The organism is Polynucleobacter sp. 15G-AUS-farblos (genome assembly GCF_018882445.1).
Lineage (GTDB): Bacteria > Pseudomonadota > Gammaproteobacteria > Burkholderiales > Burkholderiaceae > Polynucleobacter.
In genome coordinates, this window is record NZ_JACVOM010000001.1 from 650,258 (window position 1) to 656,950 (window position 6,693).

Consider the following 6,693-nt stretch of genomic DNA (forward strand, 5'->3'; position numbering starts at 1 on the left):
ACATTTTTGAATAGCCTCCTAGTTTGCATCTCAGGTTAGTCACGTAAATTTCGCTAAGGAGTGTTAAGGTATAAAAGAGAGAATATTGTCATATCCAACTCATTGTCGAGGAATTTTCCATGCAATATAACTACATTCAAGAAGTCCCTATGAAAAGCATCTCGATTGAAATCATTCAGCTATGTAAGCCAGGGTTTGATATGGCAAAAATGAATGAGCTAATTGAAGCGCTATTCACGAACGCCAGGACCCGAGCCCAAGAACTTACAACCGATCTAGACAAAGATGCTTTGCAGATGATTGCAGACAAGCTTGTAGTTAACCAACTCCTAAATCAGCTCTACTTTCTCGATACCTCGGAAGTTCAAATAGCCTGCCTCCATCAGATTTCGCAACAAAATGCAAATCTACGCGACGCTTTTGAATTTGTTCAGGCACAAAATAACTATATTCCAGTAGACAACCGTAGCGAAGAAGACGAGAAAATTCAACGCTTTTTGAAGGCTATTTTGGCCTAAGCTCGAGCAAAGCGTACGTTCATGATAGCCAAACGACGATAAAGGTTAAGTTGCTCACGAACCAATAAACCGTCATAACCTAAACGTTCAATAGGCACCCATAAAGAGACCCATCCCATAATCACAAAAGCCTCACAAATGACAGTACTGAAGTAACTATCAGGCCAGATTTGCAAGCTATAGTATTTGATCGTTAATAGAATAATCATTATGGCAATACCTGCACCCAGCCATTTGAGCATCCTATTCCGATTACGATTATGTTGTCGCCCAATTAATTCGGCCTCATATTCGAAATAATTATCTACCGCCTGCTCGACATCGGACTCGGTAGCTAAACTTGGTTCATCGCTTGCCACATGCAATATCAAAACAATTGGGATTTGTGGCGGAGCATCACTAGCCCACTGCAAAATATGATGTACTGCTCGAGGATCAAGATCTCTACGTCTAAACGGGTTTGGATCCAACTCACTAAAAAGTGAATCTAGGGTGTGAATATTCACATCAATGTTGTAAGTTTTTTCCATGGTATTGTCGATTAGGCTTGGTTTCCTAGTTTTACTTGCTACCCCGCCCCAATGATGTGTTGAATGATCTAAAAAATCAAGTCCGTGAATCAGTCCAAGAAAAGGATGATATGTATGCTTCTCATACTACGTTTTTAATAATAGATATTGTGTAACAGCAAATAATGCGGCCGTTAGAACACAACACAAAAATAAAGACCAATAGAAGTGATATTCGTTTCTCATCAGCCAGCTCAGCAATAGAAACATGGGTAAGCTTGGAATCACATACCAAAATGTCTCGTAACTGATATCTGCAATTTTGACTTTATCTTTGGATTCAATATAGATCAATATAAGAGCTGCAATCGAGACAATAGGCAAGGCCAGCAAAAATGCAGACAGGGTAGAGCTGCGCTTACTTATTTCACCAACCCCTACGATGACTAGGGCAGCAATTATTGTTTTAACTATAATTAACATACTATTAAACAGGATCAATATGGGTCATCACATTAAGGACTGGTAATTTTTTCTTAATTTGATTAACTACCTTAAGAGCAATGTCATGTCCAAGTTTAACGGTGGCATTTGCATCTACATCGATATGTACATCAACCAAGATCATATCGCCCATCTTGCGAGTTCTGAGATCATGAAAGCCTCTAACGCCATCTATTGATTTGATAATCTCCTCAATTTGACGATACTCTTCTTCAGATACCGCCCTATCCATTAAGTCATGCAGAGCGTCCCAGCCAAACTTCCACCCCATCTTTGCCACCATTAAGCCAACTACTAGGGCACCAATAGCATCAAAGATTGGGTGCCCTAATAAGGCACCAACAATACCAATGGAAACCACTAAAGAAGAAGCCGCATCAGATCTTGCATGCCAAGCATTGGCCACCAACATTGAGGAGCGAACCCGCTTAGCCACTGCCAACATATATCTAAACAGTATCTCCTTGGCAAGCAAAGAAGCTAATGCGACATACAGAGCTAAGATTTGAATTTGTCCCGCCGGCACTGGATCAATAATCTTTTCGCCAGCCTTAAAGAGCATGCCAGCGCCAACAGCCAATAATGAAATTCCTAAAAATAAAGAGGCGGCAGTTTCATATCGTTGATGGCCATACTGGTGATCCTCATCTGCATCTTTGGCACTATGGTGATTAGCAAAGAGCACTACAAAGTCAGCAACTAAGTCTGTTGCCGAATGAATACCATCAGCAATCAAGCCTTGAGATCCAGACACAATGCCCGCAAAGACTTGTGAAACAGTTAAGCCAATATTGACAACAACGCTAACCAAAGTGCTCTTCTTGGCGGCCGCTTGCTTAGCAGGCGTTTGCGACTCGTGATCTTCTATTTCTTTATCCATAAGCGCATACTATCAAATCAATAAGACAGTCATAAGCACTAACTTACTGAGTCTTTATTGATTCATAATTTCTTGAATGACTTCTACAATCACAGCTGACCTATATATCCCATGAGGTGACAGTGGAAAATATTTAGAGTTTGCTTACATGCTCGGTGGCGCACAAGGAAAAACGACTTAGGAATTTCTCCCTAAGTCGTTGATATTGCTGGTGGGCCCACCAGGACTTGAATCTGTGACCAAAGGATTATGAGGGCAGATTTCCAAAGAAATGGCTACAGATCTATTTCCTTTTTACTTTGGAATTCTATTGTTAATTCGAGAGAATACCTTGCGCGCATTGTCTTCAAAAATCATCGCTTTCTCTTGATTGTTAAGAGTCTCAACCGCATCAAGATAGCGACGCGTATCATCAAAGTAAAACCCAGTATCAGGATCGATTCCCTTTACTGCTCCAATAGTTTCTGATGCAAAGAGAATGTTCTCGACTGGGATCACCTCAGTGAGCAGATTGATCCCTGGCTGGTGATAAACGCAAGTATCAAAATAAATATTATTGAGTAGTTTCTGATTAATATCAGGGATATTCATATCCCTCGCAAGCCCTCTAAATCGGCCCCAGTGGTAAGGGACTGCCCCGCCACCATGCGGAATTACGAAACGCAAAGCAGAAAACTGTGCAAACAAATCTGAAGTCAGGCATTGCATGAATACACTGGTGTCAGCATTTAAATAATGGGCACCAACACTATGAAAGCATTCATTGCAACTTGAACTTACATGAATCATTGCTGGCACATCTAAGGCGATCATTTCTTCGTAAATGGAATACCATTGTGAATTGCTCAATGGCGGTTCACGCCAATGCCCTCCTGAAGGATCAGGATTGAGATTGATCCCCACAAAATCATATTCATTAATGCATTTGCGCATTTCAGGTAAACAGGTACTAATATCTACCCCCGGTGACTGCGGTAGCATTGCAGCGCCAACAAAGTGCTTCGGGAAAAGCTGGGTCACTCGGTAGCATAGTTCGTTGCATAGAGCTGCCCATGTTGCTGAGGTATTGAAATCGCCAATGTGATGAGCCATAGCACTGGCTTGAGGCGAAAAGATAGTGACATCAATTCCGCGCTCACGCATCCTAGCTAATTGATTATTCTCAATAGACTCTCGAATTTCATCGTCACTAATTTTTAAATCAGATACCTTAGGACCCAGCTCTGGTGTATTTAAATTAGCAATCTGGGCACTACGCCAAGCCTTTAAGGCTTTTGGAGTAGTGGTGTAGTGGCCATGACAATCAATGATCATCTATTCTTTCCTTTATGGTGCTGATGGCAGCAAAAATTAGTCTGGCTTAATATTGGCTTCACGCACTAGTTTCTCGTAACGCCTACGCTCCGAATTTAAAAAAGAAGCTGCTTGAGCAGTAGTCCCAGGACTTACCTCTCCACCAATTGAACCCAAGCGCTCCAACATCTCTTTAGACTGTAAGGCTTTCTCAACTTGAGCATGTAGTGTCTTCACAATGGATGCTGGAGTCTTCGCGGGTGCAATTAAGCTGTACCACACAGAGGCTTCAAAACCTGGAAAGCCAGATTCCGCTACCGTGGGCACCTCTGGAAATATTGGGGAACGCTTTGCGCTCATAACGGCAACAATCTTTAGCTTGCCACTTTTGGCATGCGGTGCAATTTCCAACATATTTACAGCAACCAAATCTAGCTGCCCTCCAATAAGATCTGTAATCGCAGGAGCTCCACCTTTGTAGGGAATTTGTTTCAAAGTAATCCCGGAGGATTGCTCGAAAAGTTTCATGGCCATATGTGGCGCGCCGCCATTACCAGGAGTTCCATAGGTAATAACATCAGGATTCGCCTTTGCAGCGCTGATCAAATCAGATAATTTTTGGTACTTACTTTCTGCAGAGACTGCGAGCACTACAGGTACGCGGCCAATCATGGCAATTGGCGTAATGTCTTTTTCGATATCAAAGGGTTGTGGCTTATACAAAGACATATTTGCTGCCAAGGCATTTGCAGCAACCATTAAGGTGTACCCATCAGGTGGACTATCAATCAATTGCTTGACGGCAATATTTGACCCAGCTCCTGGCTTGTTTTCAATCACTATCGACTGGCCAAGAGGGGCTGAGATGCTTTGACCTAAAGTTCTAGCAACCAAATCAACTGCACCCCCAGGGGCATACCCAACTAAAATCTTAATTGGTTTATTTGGATAATCTTGAGCCATCAAATTACTAGCAAAAGGAAGAGTGGCTACAAGCAAGAAGCTGAATATAATTTTTTTCATAAAAATTACCCTCTATTTGAAATAGTACCTACTATCACTACCAGGGTGAACTCTTTGGCAGCATTGAATCCTTGATTTGAGATAGTGGGGTATGCCGCATTAGCTTTAACGGCAAATTAACTTTATTGATTCTATAGCCCATGAAGCAAACTATGCAATGGACTTTTAAATCCCCCTTGAAGAACTAAGGCATTTTTTTCTATAGAGTTCGCATACACAGTTCTAGCATGCCCAGCGATGCATAAAGTATTGCTCAAATGACAAAACCCCCACCATTTCTGATAAGGGTTTATTTTTCTGGCGGGCCCACCAGGACTTGAGCCTGGGACCAAAGGATTATGAGAGCCAACATCAAACTGCAACAGAAGAATAAGATTATCCATTTCTCTCGATCTTATTTCTCAGCAATTGCAGCGCATTCAGGAATAAAAAGTAATTCGGCTCTTCACCAACGGGAACAAAATGCTGAAGAGCTTGTTTATTAATCATTTCTAATTTTTTAAGTAACTTTTCTTTTTCTTCGATCGACAGCTTCTTGCCCGTTATCTCCTGCTCAATATTTAAGATCAGCGCATAGTGAGTACGCTCACGAATGATGAAGCGAAACCTTCGTAGATGAAAATTAAGTTTAGACAAGGGATAAATAACTGCAAATGCCGCCAACACCACTAACCAAAATCGATCAATAAAGACTACAAGCCAGTAAGGTAGGTATTCCGTAGTTTTGGGAGGTCCATAGTTGTAAAAATTCCTCGCTATAGGGCTAAGTGGGATAGAAGGATCAACATAGGCGGGGAACTCATCGCGCTTAGAGAAAAATAATTTTGATGAATCTTGTATGACCTGCTTACTCGTCATTAATAAAGCCAGTTGCAAGGCGGGATGCAGATCCTTACGAACAGCTAGCGTGGTTGTAGTAGCAACTAAAGAAATATCACGAACAGGTAATTTTTTTTCAATATCAATTGAGCCAGCAGGAATAACGACTGCATCTAGATAATTAAATTGTTTCTGATAGGCAATGGCATTTGGTAAATTAAATAAGGTTAGATCGGGAGAGTGGATTAATTCTTTTACAAGTGGATCGAGCATAGTGGCTACAAAAATATAGACATCAGCATTGCCGGATAAAAAGTTTTCTCGGGAATCTTCCCATGAGCTCGATACAAAATGAGAATTGCTTTCAATGTTAATGCCATTAGCCTCAAATAATTTCTTAGCCAAGATATAGGACCCGCTTTTCTTCGGGGCTAAGGCTACTTTATATTTCGTTAAATCTTGTATGGTTTTAATTTTGTCAGCAAGCTCATTTCTATAAAAAATCCATACTGGGTCATAACTCACACTACCAAGTGAATAGAGTTCTTTTTGTTGCTCTTCCGACAGCGTAGCAGCATAAACAAATCCAGCATTTACCTTACTTTTTGGATCCTTGAGTTCTTCCGCATTCTCTATCGTCCCATTAGTGGCTACCACTACAACGTCGATCTCATGTTCCTTTAAAGGAGCAATAGCGGCCTCGCCAAATTGGTACCAATCTCCACCCTTATAAGAGGTGGCAATAGTAATGCCAGTAAAAGGAAAGGGCTTAAGGTAAACAATGACTCCGCCAATCAATAGCAAGATCATAATTACTACCATGCGGAGCTCAATTAGAGACTCCTTGATGGCAATAAGCTCATGTTTTAGAACTAGACCTAAGTAATCAAATGTTTTCATTGAACAAAATTTAGCACAAGCGACACCAACAGGCCTAAGTCCCTTCTGCCAGCCCCAAGGCTGCCTTATTTTGTGACGCCAAAAGGAAAAACGACTTAGGAATTTCTCCCTAAGTCGTTGTGTACGACTCGACACATAGTTAACACTTTATACCGGACACATACTTTACAGTTTTTGGCATAGGAGGGACCACTCTATGCCGTGGAATGAAAGTACGAAGATGGATGAAAAGCTACGTTTTGTGTCT

7 protein-coding genes are annotated in these 6,693 nt (G+C 41.4%); 1 reads left to right on the forward strand and 6 read right to left on the reverse strand.

The genetic code is table 11. The features are described from left to right. Nucleotides 1-119 precede the first annotated feature (119 nt). Nucleotides 120-518, forward strand: a complete 399-nt coding sequence (locus tag ICN41_RS03265) for a hypothetical protein (protein ID WP_216291348.1) — start codon at nt 120-122, stop codon at nt 516-518. Here the strand turns inward: ICN41_RS03265 and ICN41_RS03270 are convergent. The 6 genes from ICN41_RS03270 to ICN41_RS03295 all read right to left on the reverse strand — a co-directional run bounded on the left by ICN41_RS03270 (nt 515) and on the right by ICN41_RS03295 (nt 6,446). Next, the gene (locus tag ICN41_RS03270) at nt 515-1,048 is read right to left on the reverse strand and encodes a hypothetical protein (protein ID WP_216291349.1); all 534 of its coding nucleotides are present in this window, start codon (nt 1,046-1,048) and stop codon (nt 515-517) included. The two genes, ICN41_RS03265 and ICN41_RS03270, sit on opposite strands and share 4 nt — an antisense overlap. Nucleotides 1,049-1,174: 126 nt before the next feature. Next, a complete protein-coding gene (locus ICN41_RS03275) occupies nt 1,175-1,510 on the reverse strand; it encodes a DUF3147 family protein (RefSeq protein ID WP_216291350.1) in 336 nt (111 codons plus the stop codon). A gap of 4 nt (nt 1,511-1,514) precedes the next feature. After that, on the reverse strand, nt 1,515-2,411 hold the full coding sequence (locus tag ICN41_RS03280; RefSeq protein WP_216291351.1) for a cation diffusion facilitator family transporter: 897 nt from the start codon (nt 2,409-2,411) through the stop codon (nt 1,515-1,517). 294 nt (nt 2,412-2,705) lie between these two features. Further along, nucleotides 2,706-3,725 (reverse strand): amidohydrolase family protein, encoded by a 1,020-nt coding sequence (locus ICN41_RS03285; RefSeq protein WP_216291352.1) that lies wholly within the window; start codon nt 3,723-3,725, stop codon nt 2,706-2,708. 36 nt (nt 3,726-3,761) lie between these two features. Beyond that, on the reverse strand, nt 3,762-4,727 hold the full coding sequence (locus tag ICN41_RS03290; RefSeq protein ID WP_216291353.1) for a tripartite tricarboxylate transporter substrate binding protein: 966 nt from the start codon (nt 4,725-4,727) through the stop codon (nt 3,762-3,764). A 375-nt stretch (nt 4,728-5,102) separates the two neighbouring features. Continuing rightward, nucleotides 5,103-6,446, reverse strand: coding sequence for a TAXI family TRAP transporter solute-binding subunit (locus ICN41_RS03295; RefSeq protein ID WP_216291354.1), 1,344 nt, complete (start codon nt 6,444-6,446; stop codon nt 5,103-5,105). Between the last annotated feature and the right edge of the window lie 247 nt (nt 6,447-6,693).